Below are 15,227 nucleotides of genomic sequence, written 5' to 3' on the forward strand. Positions count from 1 at the left end.
TAAACTTTAAACGGGCGTGCGACAGCGTCTGCATAACCATATCGGCACTGCGTGGCCGATCGCGTGCATCACGGAGCCTGCATGAGCAAACCTTACATCCTCTACGGCTGGCACCTGTCGTTCTTCAGTGGCAAGACGCGCGCCTATCTGCGCTACAAGAACGTGCCGTTCGAAGATCGCGAAGTCGATGCGCTGACCCTGATGCGCAGAATTCCGCAGAAGACCGGCGCCACGGTGATGCCGGTCGTGGTCACGCCCGAAGGCGAGTGGCTGCAGGACACCAAGCACATCTGCGACGTGCTGGAGCAACGTTTTCGCGACCATCCGGTCCTGCCGCCGACGCCGCGTCAGGCATTCGCCGCGCAGCTGCTGGAGCTGTGGGCGGACGAATGGTGGATTCCGCCGGCCATGCATTACCGCTGGGTCTATCCGGAAAACTATGCGCTGTTCGAGCGCGATGCCGGACGCGCATTACTGCCGGGCTTTCCCGGCTTCCTGCAGAAACGCCTTGCTGCCTATGTCGCCGGCACCCTGCGCGGCTATCTGCCGTCGGTCGGGGTGGTGCCGGATCAGTACGCCGTGATGGAGCGCTGGACTGAGAACATGCTCGACGTGCTCGAGGCACACTTCGCGCGCCTGCCGTATCTGTTCGGTGCGCGTCCGTCGATCGCCGATTTTGCGCTGCTGGGGCCGATGTACGGACACCTGAACCGGGACCCGATGCCGAAGCGCACCCTGATCGATCCGCGACCGCAGCTGCAGGCCTGGGTCGAGCGCATGAATGCGCCGCCGCCCGAACCTGCGGGCGACTTTCTTGCAGATGACGCGATCCCCGACACCCTGCAGCAGGTGTTCGATGCGGTGTTCAGCGAGTTCTATCCGATGCTCGAAGGCATCCGGGACGAAGTACGGAAGTTCGCGCCGAAGCTGTCGCCGCAACGGTCACGGCTGCCGCGCACGCTGGGGCCGATCACGTTTCCGATGGGTGAGGGACGGTTTCAGCGCCGGGCGATGCCGTATACCTTGTGGATGAAGCAGCGCATCCTCGACGATTATCGCAGCCGCGCGCCAGAGCATCGCACGGCTATCGAAAGCTGGCTGCAGCAACAGGGCGCGGCCTCGGTGACGGGCTTCGATCCCGGTCCCCGGCTGCGTCGCAAGGGTCTGCACGTCTGCCTGGATACACACGGATAAGACCCATGTCCCAGACCACGCCGCCGTATCGGATGTACCTGTCGGACGTGTCGTACTTCAGCGGCAAGCTGGAGGGCGCGCTGCGTGCCAAGCGCATCGACTACGCGCGTGTCTGCATCACGCCGGACATCCTGTTGCGCGAGGTGCTGCCGAACACCGGCTGGATGAAAGTACCGGCGCTGCGGCGCGACGATGGCCTGTGGCTCAACGACACCACGCCGCTGCTGCGTTGGCTCGACGAAGCGCACCCGCAACGACGGTTGATTCCGGAAGATCCGTATCGCGCATTTCTGTCCACGCTGATCGAGGACTACTGCGACGAATGGCAATGGCGGCCGGCAATGTTCTGGCGCTGGGCGTGGCCGGACAATGCGCGCTATCTGGGCTCGCGCCTGGGCGCCGAATTGTCGAAGGGGACACCGCACCCGGCCTGGGCCATGGGGCTGTACTTCCGCAAGCGCCAGCAACGTATTTTCCTGCGCGGAGACGGTGTTCGCCGCAGCAACTTCGATGCGATCGCCGCGCTGTACCCGCAGGCGCTGGGCTGGCTGGAATCACTGCTGGCGAATCGCCGCTACTTGCTCGGCGACCGACCGAGCCTGGTCGATATCGCGTGGTTCGGCCCGATGTTCCGCCATTATGCGCAGGACCCCAGACCGGCAGTATTGATGGCCGAACACGCGCCCAATGTCTGGGCCTGGGTCACGCGTCTGTGGCGCAGCGGCGCGGAAGACTGGTCAGCGTCCGAGCTGGAGGATTTCTCGGATCGCGCCTGGAATCCGATGCTGGCCGATCTGGGCGCCGCCTACCTGCCGTACCTGCATGACAACGCAGCCGCAGTGGCCGGTGCTCGCGACCGGTTCTCCGGCCGCTACGGCGGCATCGACTATCCCGATTTGCCTGCGGTGCAGTATCGCGCGCGCTGTCTGAAAACCTTGCAGCATGCCTATGCCGCACTGCCTGATGAAGTGCGTGCGCGCGTCGACACGCGCCTGCAGGGCACAGGCATCAGCAAGGCCTTGCAGCCGCCAAGTGCGGCACAGAACCTCGCATTGATCGACTCTGCCGTGGCCAGCGCTTCAGCGCCGATCAGCCTGACGCAGCGCCTGCGCTATTACGCCGCCGGCACACCGTGGGACCGCGCGCCGTAGCATCGGGTGATCAGAACACGTAGGCGACGAAGGCCGATACGTTGTCGCGGTCACTCAGGCGATGTCGAGTACCGCCGCCGGCGAACATCTGATAGGTCAGCCCCACAGTCCAGTCGGACTCGAACTCGGCGGTCAGATTGGCGATCAGCACACGGCGACCGTCGATGAAGTTGTAGACCGGAGCCGGCGAGGTGCCGCCGATGTCGTGCAGCCAGATGAACGTGGGATAGAGCGTGACGCCAGGGACATCAAGATAGGTCATGCGCACCAGGCTGCGGTAGCCGTACGACAGGTCGTCTGCGAAGCCCCGCGTCATCTGCGTCGGGTTGATGTGTCGAGTGTCCGGCTGGCCATCGGCACTGCCGGAGCCGTCTGCGCCTGCCGACGGATGGGTGCGATCCCCGGCGCCTTCGAAATACAGCTTGCCGCGCGCCGGCATGTCATGAACCTTGAGTCCAGCAACCTCGAACACAAACAGGATCTGATCGGCGCCGACCGGGTTGTCGGCAAAGGTGCGCAATGCGGTCATCGTCACCTGCGACACCTGCTGCCGTTCGTAACCGGGAACATAGTCGCCGGCCGCGACGCTGACGCCGCGGTACTGCGACAGGTAATCCGGCACTGCGTTGTTCTCGCCCGGCAGGATGAAGGTGGCGCCGCTTGGAAGCTGCGCCTGCAGCGCGGTCTGCAGACTCTGCAGCGGTTGCGCCAGGTTTGCCGGCAATTGCGACAGCAGCGCCGGATCACTGACGGTACCCAGGCCGATCGGAATGTCCTCGGCCGGAAACGCCGGACCCAGCAGCGTGAACAATACATCGGACTGCAGCACCTGCAGCGGCTGGTTCGGCCGGTACGCCCATTCGCCGGACAGCGCCCAATCGCCCACGTTGGTATTGAAGCTCACACCGTAGAGGTCGATGTCTTCCGGATATTCGAGGAACAACTGCAGCGTATCGACGGGCAGGGGCTCCAGGCCGACCGGATTGAATGCAGCGTTAAAACCCTGGCAGGCTGCGAATGCGCCGGCGAAACCGGGCACCGTGGCATTCCGCGTACAGCTGGCATTGGCCGCGTAGCCGCTAAGCAGCGGATAGCGGCTGTGATAGCGCAGTGCGTGAAACGCCAGCTCGGTACCGTGATTGAGCCAGTCCGCCAGATAGTTCAGGCGAAAGCCGTACTGGCCGCTGTCTCGCGGTGCGCCAACTTCGTCGTCAGAGATATAGACCGTACGCGTGGCCTGCGACACCAACGACGCCAGCCCGGCCGGCCGAAACTGACGGTCCGGATCTTCGTTGAAATTGCCGAAACCAAGGATCGCGTATTCACCGCCGCCGGCGATGTCACTGAACGACAGCAGGCTGCCACTGGCGGGGAGCCGCGCACCGCGCCACTGCAGCTGGTACAGCGCTTCCAGCGCGAGCGAATCGGTCAGGGTGAGGCTTGCCACCGCCAGCGGTACCGCGAGCTGCAGCTGACTCGGCTCGGAGCCCGGCATGCCCAGCACCGGCGCATCGATCGGGCTGATTTCGGACAAGGTATTGAACTGCACCAGATTCGCTTCACCCCAGTTGAGCACCTGATTGCCCAGCTTCAGCAGCAGTTCGCGCTCACCCAGCTGAATGCTGCCGGAAACAAATATGTTGCCGAGCCGATAGCCCGACGCGAACAGCGCTTCAGGCTCGCCGCCGCGCGGCGTGCGCGCGGGCTGGAAGCGCTGGTCGTCGTGCGTTTCGTCAAAGTTGGCATTGACCAGATCGTGGAATAGCAGCGCCGATGCCTGGAATTGCCAACTGTCCCAGACCAGTTCGAGCTTGGGGCGAACCTGCAGGATGCCGGCGGTCGGATCCCAGCGATCGTAGTTGAGATTGCCGTTGTCCTCGTTGACACCGGAGAACGCACCGACGGCATCGACCAGCCGCTGATTGGGCGCCGGGTCGCCGGCCTGCGACTGGCAGTCATCAGGTGCGCACAGATCCTGTTGTCCGGGCACTGCCAGCTTCGCAATCACGCGATTGTCGCGGCCTTCGACGCGCACCGCGGCGCCTGCAGAAATACGCGTGTTCAGTGCTCCGGCGACCGGGCCGACGTCGAACTCAATTGCCAATGCCGGCGCACTCAACAGGCTGCACAGGACTACGAAACACCATCTCCCCATCGCGCTCTCCACCATCGTGCGCCGGTCTGTTGGCCGGTTGTTGTGATCTTTGTTATCACCGTCAAGACGGATGTCTGCCTTGACGAGAGTTTTACAGTGTGTAAAGTTTACACAACGAACAAAACGGCGCAAGGCACTCGGCGCACGTGGAGGAGACCATGAAATACCAGGCAACGGCGCTGGCAGGCTTGCTGGCGTTGGGCTTGGCGGTTGCTCACGCAGCTGTCAGCCCCGAAGAAGCGTCAAAGCTGGGGAACGAACTGACCCCGGTCGGTGCGCAGGCCAGCGGAAATTCCGACGGCAGCATTCCGGCGTGGGAAGGCAGCCGCCGTTTTCGTCCGGAGCAGTTGCGACTGACCTACACCGAGCTGCAATCGCTGCGTGAGCGCAAACCACAGTCGATGGTTTCCGTCATCTCGCCGAACGGCGCAGATGTAAAACCCAGTTTCGTCATCACCCGCGACAATCTGACGCAGTACGCCGACCATCTCAGCGCAGGACACAAGGCGCTGTTCGAGCGTTACCCGGACTATCAGATGCGCGTTTATCCGGGCATCCGCGCCGCATTCCTGCCGGATGCGGTCAACGCCGCAACCTTGAAAAATGCGACCGCCGCCTCGCTGCAGGGTACCGACAAGGTCGTAGGCGCGCGCCTGGGCGTGCCGTTTCCGATTCCCAAGAGTGGTGCGGAAGTTATCTGGAACCACAAGCTCAAGTATCGCGGTTCCGCGGTACGGCGCTTCAACAATGAAGTGATCGTGGCGCAGGACGGCAGCTTCACGCTCGCGCGCATCGTTGAAGACGTGAAGATGAAGTACGGCGATCCCAAATCGCCGAGTCCGATCGAGGAAGGCTTGATCCTGTACTACCTGCAGGAGGTGCTGTCGCCCAAGCGCATTGCTGGCCAGCTGTTGCTGGTACACGAAACCACCGATCAGACTGAAGGCGGCCGCAACGCCTGGTTGTTCAACCCGGGGCTCGGCCGTACGCGGCGTGCGCCCAATGTCGGCTATGACAACCCCAAGGCCTCGGCCGACGGTCTGATGTTCAATGACCAGACCGACATGTTCAACGGCGCACTGGACCGCTACAACTGGAAGCTGGTTGGCAAGCGCGAGATGTACATTCCGTACAACTCGGCCCGCATCATCTCGCCGGAAGCGACTTACGAACGTCTCGTGCGCAAGGGGCACATCAATCCGGAACTGGCGCGCTTCGAACTGCATCGTGTCTGGGTGGTCGAGGCCACACTGAAGGACGGCCTGCGCCACAGCTTCCGCAAGCGCGTGTTCTATGTCGATGAAGACAGCTGGAGCACAGCAATGGTCGACTGCTACGACGACCGCAACCAGCTCTGGCGCTTTCAGGAAGCGCACCTGACGACGTTCCCGTTCGTGCCGGCGACGACCGGCAGTCCGGAGGTTCACTACGACCTGCAGAGCGGACGCTACTTCGTGACGGCGAGCTTCGCCGGTGATGACTATCCGGATTTCAGTCTGGATTTCGAAGACAGCTATTTCAGGCCGCAGACCCTGGCCAGCCGCAAGCTGCGCAAATAACTGGAAGCCCGTCGGAGTGCGCTGGCGGTGCACCCCTTCGACAACATCGGGCACGCCGTCTGGCGAGCCCGTGCGGACTCGGAGCGCCGATGAGGCGCTAGCGCGGCTCAAACAAGGCGCGCAGCTGATCCGGCGTCAACGCGCGGATGCGGCGGATATTGGCAACTGGAATGCTCTCGGGATCGGGATGACTGTCAACGGCGGCTTCGACGCTGTCCTCGCGCAACAGATGCAGCAGCGGCACCGGTGAGCGGTTGGTGAAGTTCTCCGCGTCGTCAGGCTCGGTGCCGGCGAACTGGTACTGAGGATGGAAGCTGGCAACCTGATAGTCGCCACTCCACTCGAACTGCTCCAGCAGTGCGTCGACCTTGTCGAGAAAGTCGTTGTAGTCGAGAAAGTCCTCCAGCATCCGAGGAATCGCGATGAGGGTGGTTTCCAGTTCGGTAACCGGCGTCTCGTCCAGGCGCGCCAGCTCCAGCTGCAACTCGGTCAGAAGTTCCAGCTCGTCAGTGCACTCGCTGACATGGATCCGCACCTGTCCGGCACGAAATGGGCGTGCCGCAAACGGGCACAGATTGAGTCCGATCACGACCGTTTCGAGCCAGCGACGGACAGCGGTTTCGACGGAAGTGGTGTCGTTCAATGGATGCGCACGGAGTGGAGCAGGGGGCCGAAATGCTTCGCGGAAGAACCGGGGGCAGCCTTGATCGGATCAGGCTCTAAGATAACGCAATCCGCGCCGTTCACCGGCATCGACATCGCGCCGGGCTGGCTTCGCGACTGCCGCTAGGCCTTCACGGACGACAGCACCCCGGTCTCCTTCAGCCACAGCTCCGAACGGCGAAAACCCTCGTCCAGTTTGACCTTGGGGGCAAATCCGAGCAGGCGCCGCGCTTTGTTGCCGTTGAAACCACCCTTGCGTGAAAACATCAGCATCGCATCCGGCGTCGCCTCGTTGGCGCGGCCGAGCCGCCGGTTCAGATGCCATAGGGCCCGTGTCAGTTGCAGCGCAATCGGCAACGGCAAGCTTGGCGGATAACCCTTGCGTCCCGCCCAATGCCAGTGGCGCGCGAAGAACTCACGGCAGCTGATCTTCTCGCCGCCCCAGAGGATGAAGATCTGTCCCGCGCCTTCGGTCAGGCCTGCCGCGAGCATGGTGCCATCGAGCAGATCGTCGATGTAGACCGGCGTGAAGAGGCCTTGACCGCCATTGGGCAGGATCAGCTGTCCAGCCTGTGCCATCTTCAACGGTTCGCTGATCCAGGCCCGCGAACCTGGGCCATACACATCACCAGGGCGGATGATGGTGCAACTGATCTCGCCCGCAGCGTGTGCCGCCAGCACCACATGTTCACTGGCGCCTTTGGCAACGCCGTATCGGTATTCATCCCCGATGACAACCGGCGTCTTCTCGTCAGCGCCATCCGGATAATCCCAGCCCAGTGCCGCAATCGACGAGTACTGGACGAACCGATGTGCACCACCGGCAATTGCTGCATCCAGCGCATTGCGCACACCCTGAACCGAAACGTCCCGATACGTGGGCCAGTCCGCCGCCAGTGAAACCACTGCGGCGGTATTGATGAACAGCTCACAGCCGCCGGCATGTCCGGACCAGGTGGCCGGTGCGGTCAGATCACCGGCCACCACATTCCATTCGCGATCGGCCCGCAAATCCATGCCGCGTACCTCGCAGCCAAGCGCGCGGTAGCGCGTCATCAGTGCGCGGCCGATGAAGCCGTTGGCACCGGTGACGAAAACAGACTTGGGAATCCGCGGTGTCTGTCCGTCCGCGCCAATGGGATTCAGTGCGGAGTTCATAGGGTCTCGGTTACTGCAACGAGGTGATTGGGCCTCATGCAGTGTAGTCGGGCAGGTGCGGGCGAATGTATCGCGCCGGCTCCAGACCGCGTTCCTTGATCAGCTGATCGATCAGTAGCGTGATGCCATTGGCGTCGAGCATGCCGACGTAGTTGCCCTCGGCATCAAAGTTCACATTGCTGCCTTCGACGTACATCAGTGTGTCGGTCGGTTCCGTATTGTCCTTGGGCGTGACAAACGTATGCACCGAGCTGCCGGGCTCATACAAATAGCAACCGGCAGTTTGTGGCTGATCAGGATATTCAAGGTAGTGCCAGCTGCCCGACAGCGTCCACAAATGCACCGAGCCGGTGTGATAGTGCGTCGGCAACACCACGCCCGGATGGAATACGACGCGCAATACCCAGATACCGCGATGCGTATCCAGCATCAGCGGTTGCACATCAACGCCGGGCAGGGCGTTTTCGTAGATGGGCAGCTCGCGGGTATTCAGCGTGAGCAGTTCGCGGTGATCGGTCACCAGCATTGGCAGCGGCATCAGCAGTCTCCTTCAGTTCTTGCGGGCAGTCAGGCCCTGTACTTGTCGTACGGAGCGCTTGGGTATGCGCCTCCGATGTTTGCAGGATAGAGGCGAACGACCAAACGCACTTGACATATCGCGAATATAAAATTGATATATCACGCAACACTCCAGGCCGGCCCTGCATGAAATATCTCTGCCGTAGCGGCGCGCTGCTCGGATTTTCCGATCTGGCAGACAGCTTCGGGCAGTCTCCGCTCGCGCTGCTGGAACACGTGGGCCTTCCGCCGGCGACACTGCGTGATCCCGAACTGTATATCCCGTATACGACGCTGGCTGACCTGCTCACGCTGGCCGCACAGCGATGCAATGCGCCGGATTTCGGCATCCTGCTCGGCAGTCAACAAGGACTCGAAGCGGTCGGCGCGCTCGGTACCTGGCTGTGTCTGCAGGTTCGAGTCGGCGACGCGCTCACACTGATCAACCGTCATCTGAGCTTTCATGCGCGCGGCGTCACCATTGATGTCGACACCCAGGCCCCGCACGTTGCATTGGAGATGCGCCTCGACATCGTGAACCAGACCGACTGCGATCAGCTGCTCGGGCTCAGCATGGCGTTATTGGTGCGCAGTATTGCGCAGCTGCATGGCACCGAACTCAAACCTGCTGATGTCGCACTGGCCCTGCCGGCACCGCGCCGAACCGCGAACTGGCGGCGCATCTTCGGCCACGTCCCGACGTTCGGCGCGCCGGTCAGTCGGGTTGTCTATCCGCGACGGCTGCTCGATCTGCCGGTGCGCATCGATTCGGCGCAGCGCGAACGCCTCAATGCACAATGGCGCGGCAACTTCGAGCAACGCATGCCATCGCTCGACCTGCGTTTACAGGTCGAGCGGGCAATTACCGCCTTGCTCCCGACCGGCGACTGCAGCCTTGAGCGCGTTTCGCAATTGGTTGACCTGCAACCGCGCACGCTGCAGCTGCGTCTTCAGCAAGCATCAACGAGTTTCGGGCAACTGCTGAAGGCGCAGCGCGAAAAGCTGGCGCGCGAGCACCTCTCGCGCAGCGATATCGACTTGACCACGCTCGCGATGAATCTGGGCTATGGCGAGCTGGCCGTGTTCAGCCGTGCGTTCAAGCTGTGGACTGGCCAGTCACCCCGCGCGTGGCGCAAGGCGGGAGACAGCGGCTGAGTCTGCGTTGATTGCGCCTGCGTTGACACAGTCAACTCCGAATTCAATCCGACGCCTCAAGTTTCGCTTTGAGATTGCTGAGTGCCAACAGCGACATCTTGCGCATGCGCGGCCGTAGCAACGGCGCCATGAGGCGATTGAATCCGCGGGTTTCATAGGTCAGCGTTCGCGTGAAGGACACACCACATTCTGACGGTTTGAATACGTAATCGATCTGCAGCCAACCGCCGCTCATTTTGCCCTCGACCCGCCAATGGCGGGGAGGATCCGCCGCGATGACCCGATAACGGGTCTGGCGCTTGAGCGTGAAGGGGAGCGGCGACAGCGGCTGCAGCTCGATGACCTCGTCGAAGGTATCACCGGTCGCCAGTGTGCTGCTGGAGGACTTTGCGGATTTCGAATTCGGATGCCACTCGTGCCAGAGCCACGGCTGCGTCACGTAGGCATAGATCCGCTCCGGTGCGCAGGCTATTTCAATGGTATTGCGGATTTGGTCTTTCATTGGGCTATGCCTTGAGTCTCGGTACGTATCCGCAGCACGGGTTTGCGCTTCTGCGGTTACGACAACACGCGCAGCAGCCCATACGCCATACCCGCCAGCGCAACCGCAGCGACACCGACGATGACGTAGGCCCCGCGCGTGATTCCGGCAATGGTCTGCTTGATCTGCGCCCGATCATTCACGTTCGGAAATTCGGTGGAAGGCACCGGCACACCGAGAAAATCGCACAGCGGCGCCCAACCCTGATCAACCGAAAAGATCAGCAGCTTGTCTGCGGGAACGGCAGCTTTCACCTCGGCGATGTGCTGGTGATACCGCTCGATTGCTCTGTTGCGGTCACGCATCGTGCCCTGGTGCGATCGCTGCCAGATCAGCTTCCGACTCATGTCGCCGAACTTGCGACCGAACGGCGTGGTCAGCTCGAGCACCTTGAACTGCCACATGCTCTCGGTGAAGTAGATGGTGTCCATGGTGCTTTCATACCAGGCGTCCGCTCCACGAGGATGCACTGTCAGAACGACCTTGGCGTCCGGATAGGCAGCCACCAGCTCCCGCCATACACAACACGCCGGATTGTCGACCGTGGCGGTGTACTTGGAGAACACCTCATTCCATTCGTACTGCGTGCCCGGCTTGCCGTTTGCGACCTTGCGCCAGAAATCCAGATGCGTCTTGTTGTCCTTGTTCCCGATCACCTCGAACATGTGATAGCAGGGGAAACCCAGCTGGTTCAGGGCCGTACACAGGGACAATGTTCCGGTACGTCCATAGCCGGCGCCGACGACTTTGAGACTCATGATTTCTCCTCTGTTCGTTCAAAGAATCGATAGTGCAGCTCGGATTTTCTGGTTCAAATCGATCTGCCGACCAGTCAAACCCCGTCAGATAAATCGCCGTAGTTGGTTGTACGTGCAATTGCACAGCCAGACCTGTTGAAATGGTCCACTCTTGAATCCGCCAGATGAGTCGATTAGCTCACGAACCTTGGCCCAAGACCAATCCCCGTAAATGCGAATGTCTGCAAATGCGATCAGCAGGTACATGCCATCGCAATAGCGTGTCCTTTTCTTTTCATACCTTTCCACGGCGCCTGCTGCTACTCGACGCATCGGCGCGTCCATGTCTTCAACTTCCGGAGTGGCCATGATCTCGCCGTTCTTGAGCCTGCTAATCGGTCCTGAACCGAAGGTCACGCCATAACGCTGAAGTGCCTCGTCCCGGAGTGATTCGTTGTGGCTATACATGTATGCAATCTGGACTCGAATGATCTTTTCCACAAAGCCCGTGAGGTAAATGATCCCGTCTTCCTCCGCACCCGGAACGGTAGTCTCGATACCCACGTTTAATCCAGGTACTTTCAAACTCAACGCAAACCGCGAAAGCGGGAGGTACTCCTCAATCAATTTCTTGCCTCTGTGTGTCAATGAGGGCTTCTGATCCTGCTCGGCTGACAATGCTTCTATGTCTTGGTCTATACGCGCAGCAAAATCGTAGGCGGGTTCACGCATGTCACTCACACCTCACTTGCCGAGTTTCCGATCATCAATCGATTGAAGCCCAAGGTAGACATCCGCATGCTGCCGGATTGCTTGGTGGGTTTCAGTACCTCTGTTAGCGTGCTTAATGCTCCGGGAGCAGAGTGGCACGCGGCGCTGCATTCTTGCTCATCAGATCCATAATTGGCAGATAATCCGCTCAATCATTCCGCAGCAGAGAACAATGTGGATCAGCTCAATCTCATCCGGATTTTCGTGGCGGTTGCGGATTCAGGTGGTTTTTCCAGCGCCGCACGCAAGCTGAACATTTCACCGCCAGCGGTCACGCGTGCGATCAATGAACTGGAATCCCAGCTGGGCGTGCAGTTGCTGGCGCGGACCACGCGGTTCGTGCGTGTGACGGAAGCCGGCAGCCGGTATGCCGAGGACTGCAGACGCATCCTCGGTGAGCTGGCAGAGGCCAATGAATCCGTTGCCGGATTGCACAGCGCTCCGCGAGGACATCTGGCGCTGACGGCGCCGGTGCTGTTTGGCGCCAAGTTCGTCACGCCCATCGTGACCGAATATCTGCGCCGCTATCCTCAGGTCACCGCGTCGTGCTGGTTTCTCGATCGAGTGGTCAACGTGATGGAGGAGGGGCTGGATCTCGCGGTGCGCATCGGCCATCTGCCGGACTCCAGCATGCGCGCGATCCAGGTCGGCGAGGTGCGCAGGGTCATCTGCGCGTCTCCGGACTATCTGAGGTCGCAAGGCACGCCTACGACGATGGATGACTTGTCGGCACATACCATCATCTCGGCGACGGGGGTCACGCCAAATCCGGAGTGGCGCTTGTTCAACAACGGAACAATGGAGGCCGTGCGCCTGCAGCCACGATTGACCACGACGACGAATGACGCTGCGATGGCGGCTGCCGTTGATGGTTTTGGCCTGACCCGCTTGCTGTCCTATCAGGTCGCCGAGCGTCTGCGGGATGGCAGTCTAGTTGTGGTGTTGGCAGACCGCGAGCCGCCCGCGTTGCCGGTGCAGCTGGTCCATCACGAAGGCCGTCACGCCTCACGCAAGGCACGCGCATTTCTGGACCTCGCGGTCGAACGGCTGCGCTCGAACCCGGCGTTGAACGGGACGGACGTCCAGCGCTGAGAATTGTTCCGGAATATGGAATAGAGAAGTTCAGCCGGAGTGAATTCTCCAGATAGCGCCTGGCCGCGATGATGACGTCACCGCCAATCAGGGCGTCACTATCAGGAGCATTTCATGTCCCGTATTCCCGCCGTCGATCCCGCGAGCGCCACTGGCGAAGCCAGGCAGCTGCTTGATGCCGTACAGGCGCAGCTCGGCGTCACTCCCAACTTCATCCGCGTTCTGGCCAATTCTCCGTCTGCGTTGAAGGCGTTCCTGGGGATCTATCAGATCGCAGGCGAGGGTCGCCTCGAGGCGCAGACTCGCGAACGCATCGCATTGGCAGTCGCCCAGGAAAACGCCTGCGAATATTGCGTGTCTGCACACACCGCAATCGGTCGCAAGCATGGGCTGAGTAACGAGGAGATGCTCGCCAATCGCGGTGGCGGCTCAACGGATGAGCGTGCGGCAGCGGCAGTGTCTTTTGCCAAGAGCCTGATGGAGAACCGGGGTGATGTCTCAGGGGCGGAAGTCCAGGCGATCCGCAATGCCGGCTACGGCGACGCGGAACTGGTGGAGATCATCGTGCACGTTGCACTCAATGCCCTGACCAACATCCTGGGCAAGGCTGCACAAGTCGATATCGATTTCCCGCACGTTTCCTTGAGCGAGCTGCCGCAGGCAGCGTAAGCACTCGCGCCCGGCGACGACTGCCGTTGCCGGGCGCACGAGCCGAGTGAACCTGGAGAGCGCCATGGGCCGACGATTTGCCGAGATCAGCTTTACCGACAGCGTAAAGGCAGCACAAATCCGTTATGGCACTCGAAAGGCCAACGAGGGGTTCGAGTCTGCGCCGGACCGTCGCGATGCCCTCACCGAGCGGGAGATTCACTTCATTGCCGAGCGCGACAGTTTCTACATGGCCTCCCACGGAATCGGCGCTGATGGTCTTGCGGGCTGGCCCTACGTGCAGCATCGCGGGGGCTACGCGGGCTTTCTCAGAGTCCTCCACGCCAGGCGTCTGGCCTTTGCCGATTATCGCGGCAACAGGCAGTACATCAGCACGGGCAACGTCATGGGCGATGACCGCGTCTCGTTGTTCCTAATGGACTACCCGAAACGCCAGCGGCTGAAAATCTGGGCGCGAGCGACCGTCGTCAATTTTGCAGACGACCCGGATCTATTGGCATCGCTGGAAAACCCCGACTACAAGGCGCGTATCGAGCGTGCTTTTGTGCTCGACGTGGAAGCCGTGGACTGGAATTGCCCACAACACATTACGCCGCGCTTTTCCGAATTCGAGGTGCGCGCCATGATTGCGCCACTACACGCCGAAATCGAGCAGCTGAAGGCGCAGCTGACGATGCAACAAGCCGACTCATCAGGAGCATAAGGTGATTCAACTTTTCGAATTTGCCGCATCCGGCAACTGCCATAAGGTTCGACTGTTACTGAGCCTGCTGGGGCAGCCGTACCAGTCCGTCGTCGTCAATGGCGCGGACGGCGAGCAGAAGTCCGCCGCCTTCCGAAAAATCAATCCGATGGGGCAGGTGCCGGCGCTGCGCGACGATGACAGTGTCATCCGCGACAGCCAAGCCATTCTGTTCTATCTCGCACGTCGTTACGGCGGGGGCGACTGGCTTCCGTCTGATCCGGTGCTAGAAGCAGACGTTGTGGCGTGGCTCTCGACAGCCGCCAACGAAGTGGCGCGGGGCCCCGCTGATCTGCGCATGCACTTCAAGTGGGGTCGCGCGATCGATGTTGCGAAGGCTACCGGCATCTGCCAGAACCTGCTGTCGGTGCTGGAGGAGCGCCTCAGTGATCACGACTGGCTGGTTGGCGTGCGTCCAAGCATCGCGGATATCGCTGTCTTTCCGTATATCGCCCTGGCCCCGGAAGCTCGGGTTGATCTGGGTCCCTATCGCGCGATCACCGACTGGGTGCGACGCATTCAGGCGCTCCCTGGCTACGTCGGCATGCCAGGCATGATCCAGAGCTGATCGCAGCACCTCCGAATCGAGCCTCTGCATGAACGCCCCGGAATCCCGTCCGCCCCTGCCACCGTTTACACGCGACTCGGCGATTCTGAAAGTGCGTCTGGCTGAAGATGCCTGGAACAGCCGCGACCCCGCGCGGGTCGCGCTGGCGTATACACCCGAAAGCCGCTGGCGCAATCGCAGCGAGTTCCTGCAGGGACGCGCGCAGATCATCGAGTTCCTTCAGCGCAAGTGGCAACGGGAGCTGGAATACCGCCTGATCAAGGAGCTCTGGGCGTTCGATTCAGACCGCATCGCCGTGCGCTTTGCCTACGAATGGCACGACGCAGATGGACACTGGTTTCGCGCGTACGGAAACGAAAACTGGCGTTTTGACGGGAATGGTCTGATGGCGGAGCGGCATGCCAGCATCAACGATGTCGTGATATCAGCAGCGCAGCGGCTGTTTCATTGGCGGCAGGGACGCAGGCCGGATGAGCTGCCGGGCCTGACCGAGTTGGGTCTGTAAGAAACGTTT

The 15,227-nt window shown here is 61.3% G+C and carries 16 protein-coding genes; 9 read left to right on the forward strand and 7 right to left on the reverse strand.

Annotated features, from left to right (window positions below):
- Positions 1-81: 81 nt before the first annotated feature.
- Together E4T66_RS08600 and E4T66_RS08605 are read left to right on the forward strand one after the other, a co-directional pair.
- Positions 82-1,194: a glutathione S-transferase family protein gene (locus E4T66_RS08600; protein ID WP_136848593.1), complete on the forward strand. Its 1,113-nt coding sequence runs from the start codon at positions 82-84 to the stop codon at positions 1,192-1,194.
- A 5-nt stretch (positions 1,195-1,199) separates the two neighbouring features.
- Complete coding sequence (locus tag E4T66_RS08605) at positions 1,200-2,345, forward strand: glutathione S-transferase family protein (protein ID WP_136848594.1); 1,146 nt, start codon at positions 1,200-1,202, stop codon at positions 2,343-2,345.
- A 10-nt stretch (positions 2,346-2,355) separates the two neighbouring features.
- Here the strand turns inward: E4T66_RS08605 and E4T66_RS08610 are convergent, their stop codons facing one another.
- Positions 2,356-4,500: a DUF1302 domain-containing protein gene (locus E4T66_RS08610; protein ID WP_169577551.1), complete on the reverse strand. Its 2,145-nt coding sequence runs from the start codon at positions 4,498-4,500 to the stop codon at positions 2,356-2,358.
- 158 nt (positions 4,501-4,658) lie between these two features.
- Between E4T66_RS08610 and E4T66_RS08615 the strand changes: the two genes are divergently transcribed.
- Positions 4,659-6,059 carry a DUF1329 domain-containing protein gene (locus E4T66_RS08615; RefSeq protein ID WP_136848596.1) on the forward strand — a complete coding sequence of 467 codons (1,401 nt, stop codon included), beginning with the start codon at positions 4,659-4,661 and terminating at the stop codon, positions 6,057-6,059.
- Between the two features lie 97 nt (positions 6,060-6,156).
- Here the strand turns inward: E4T66_RS08615 and E4T66_RS08620 are convergent, their stop codons facing one another.
- The 3 genes from E4T66_RS08620 to E4T66_RS08630 all read right to left on the reverse strand — a co-directional run bounded on the left by E4T66_RS08620 (position 6,157) and on the right by E4T66_RS08630 (position 8,418).
- Positions 6,157-6,702 carry a DUF1415 domain-containing protein gene (locus tag E4T66_RS08620; RefSeq protein ID WP_136848597.1) on the reverse strand — a complete coding sequence of 182 codons (546 nt, stop codon included), beginning with the start codon at positions 6,700-6,702 and terminating at the stop codon, positions 6,157-6,159.
- A 143-nt stretch (positions 6,703-6,845) separates the two neighbouring features.
- Positions 6,846-7,880, reverse strand: a complete 1,035-nt coding sequence (locus tag E4T66_RS08625) for an NAD-dependent epimerase/dehydratase family protein (protein ID WP_136848598.1) — start codon at positions 7,878-7,880, stop codon at positions 6,846-6,848.
- A gap of 34 nt (positions 7,881-7,914) precedes the next feature.
- Positions 7,915-8,418, reverse strand: coding sequence for a 2,4'-dihydroxyacetophenone dioxygenase family protein (locus E4T66_RS08630; RefSeq protein ID WP_136848599.1), 504 nt, complete (start codon positions 8,416-8,418; stop codon positions 7,915-7,917).
- A 167-nt stretch (positions 8,419-8,585) separates the two neighbouring features.
- Here E4T66_RS08630 and E4T66_RS08635 point away from each other — a divergent pair, with 167 nt between their 5' ends.
- Positions 8,586-9,593, forward strand: coding sequence for an AraC family transcriptional regulator (locus E4T66_RS08635; protein ID WP_136848600.1), 1,008 nt, complete (start codon positions 8,586-8,588; stop codon positions 9,591-9,593).
- Between the two features lie 43 nt (positions 9,594-9,636).
- Here E4T66_RS08635 and E4T66_RS08640 read toward each other — a convergent pair whose 3' ends face one another.
- The 3 genes from E4T66_RS08640 to E4T66_RS08650 form a co-directional block, all read right to left on the reverse strand.
- Entirely contained in the window at positions 9,637-10,095 is a 459-nt protein-coding gene (locus E4T66_RS08640) for an SRPBCC family protein (RefSeq protein WP_136848601.1), read from the reverse strand.
- A 56-nt stretch (positions 10,096-10,151) separates the two neighbouring features.
- Positions 10,152-10,892, reverse strand: coding sequence for a sulfotransferase family protein (locus tag E4T66_RS08645; RefSeq protein WP_136848602.1), 741 nt, complete (start codon positions 10,890-10,892; stop codon positions 10,152-10,154).
- Between the two features lie 84 nt (positions 10,893-10,976).
- Entirely contained in the window at positions 10,977-11,603 is a 627-nt protein-coding gene (locus E4T66_RS08650; RefSeq protein WP_136848603.1) for a hypothetical protein, read from the reverse strand.
- Between the two features lie 213 nt (positions 11,604-11,816).
- On the opposite strand from E4T66_RS08650, the gene E4T66_RS08655 reads away from it, so the two are divergent.
- From E4T66_RS08655 to E4T66_RS08675, 5 genes are all read left to right on the forward strand, one after another.
- Complete coding sequence (locus E4T66_RS08655) at positions 11,817-12,734, forward strand: LysR family transcriptional regulator (protein WP_136848604.1); 918 nt, start codon at positions 11,817-11,819, stop codon at positions 12,732-12,734.
- Positions 12,735-12,848: 114 nt separating this feature from the next.
- Positions 12,849-13,403: a carboxymuconolactone decarboxylase family protein gene (locus E4T66_RS08660; RefSeq protein WP_136848605.1), complete on the forward strand. Its 555-nt coding sequence runs from the start codon at positions 12,849-12,851 to the stop codon at positions 13,401-13,403.
- A 64-nt stretch (positions 13,404-13,467) separates the two neighbouring features.
- Positions 13,468-14,106, forward strand: coding sequence for a pyridoxamine 5'-phosphate oxidase family protein (locus E4T66_RS08665; protein WP_136848606.1), 639 nt, complete (start codon positions 13,468-13,470; stop codon positions 14,104-14,106).
- A 1-nt stretch (position 14,107) separates the two neighbouring features.
- A complete protein-coding gene (locus E4T66_RS08670; RefSeq protein ID WP_136848607.1) occupies positions 14,108-14,713 on the forward strand; it encodes a glutathione S-transferase family protein in 606 nt (201 codons plus the stop codon).
- A 28-nt stretch (positions 14,714-14,741) separates the two neighbouring features.
- The gene (locus tag E4T66_RS08675) at positions 14,742-15,218 is read left to right on the forward strand and encodes a nuclear transport factor 2 family protein (protein WP_136848608.1); all 477 of its coding nucleotides are present in this window, start codon (positions 14,742-14,744) and stop codon (positions 15,216-15,218) included.
- Positions 15,219-15,227 lie beyond the last annotated feature (9 nt).

The organism is Sinimarinibacterium arenosum (genome assembly GCF_005047655.1).
Lineage (GTDB): Bacteria > Pseudomonadota > Gammaproteobacteria > Nevskiales > Nevskiaceae > Solimonas.

Coding starts and splice junctions, on each gene's coding strand:
- E4T66_RS08630 (WP_136848599.1), bottom strand. CDS start 8,418: ATGCCGCTGCCAATGCTGGTGACCGATCACCGCGAACTGCTCACGCTG.
- E4T66_RS08650 (WP_136848603.1), bottom strand. CDS start 11,603: ATGCGTGAACCCGCCTACGATTTTGCTGCGCGTATAGACCAAGACATA.
- E4T66_RS08645 (WP_136848602.1), bottom strand. CDS start 10,892: ATGAGTCTCAAAGTCGTCGGCGCCGGCTATGGACGTACCGGAACATTG.
- E4T66_RS08635 (WP_136848600.1), top strand. CDS start 8,586: ATGAAATATCTCTGCCGTAGCGGCGCGCTGCTCGGATTTTCCGATCTG.
- E4T66_RS08605 (WP_136848594.1), top strand. CDS start 1,200: ATGTCCCAGACCACGCCGCCGTATCGGATGTACCTGTCGGACGTGTCG.
- E4T66_RS08625 (WP_136848598.1), bottom strand. CDS start 7,880: ATGAACTCCGCACTGAATCCCATTGGCGCGGACGGACAGACACCGCGG.
- E4T66_RS08600 (WP_136848593.1), top strand. CDS start 82: ATGAGCAAACCTTACATCCTCTACGGCTGGCACCTGTCGTTCTTCAGT.
- E4T66_RS08665 (WP_136848606.1), top strand. CDS start 13,468: ATGGGCCGACGATTTGCCGAGATCAGCTTTACCGACAGCGTAAAGGCA.
- E4T66_RS08675 (WP_136848608.1), top strand. CDS start 14,742: ATGAACGCCCCGGAATCCCGTCCGCCCCTGCCACCGTTTACACGCGAC.
- E4T66_RS08610 (WP_169577551.1), bottom strand. CDS start 4,500: ATGGGGAGATGGTGTTTCGTAGTCCTGTGCAGCCTGTTGAGTGCGCCG.
- E4T66_RS08615 (WP_136848596.1), top strand. CDS start 4,659: ATGAAATACCAGGCAACGGCGCTGGCAGGCTTGCTGGCGTTGGGCTTG.
- E4T66_RS08660 (WP_136848605.1), top strand. CDS start 12,849: ATGTCCCGTATTCCCGCCGTCGATCCCGCGAGCGCCACTGGCGAAGCC.
- E4T66_RS08640 (WP_136848601.1), bottom strand. CDS start 10,095: ATGAAAGACCAAATCCGCAATACCATTGAAATAGCCTGCGCACCGGAG.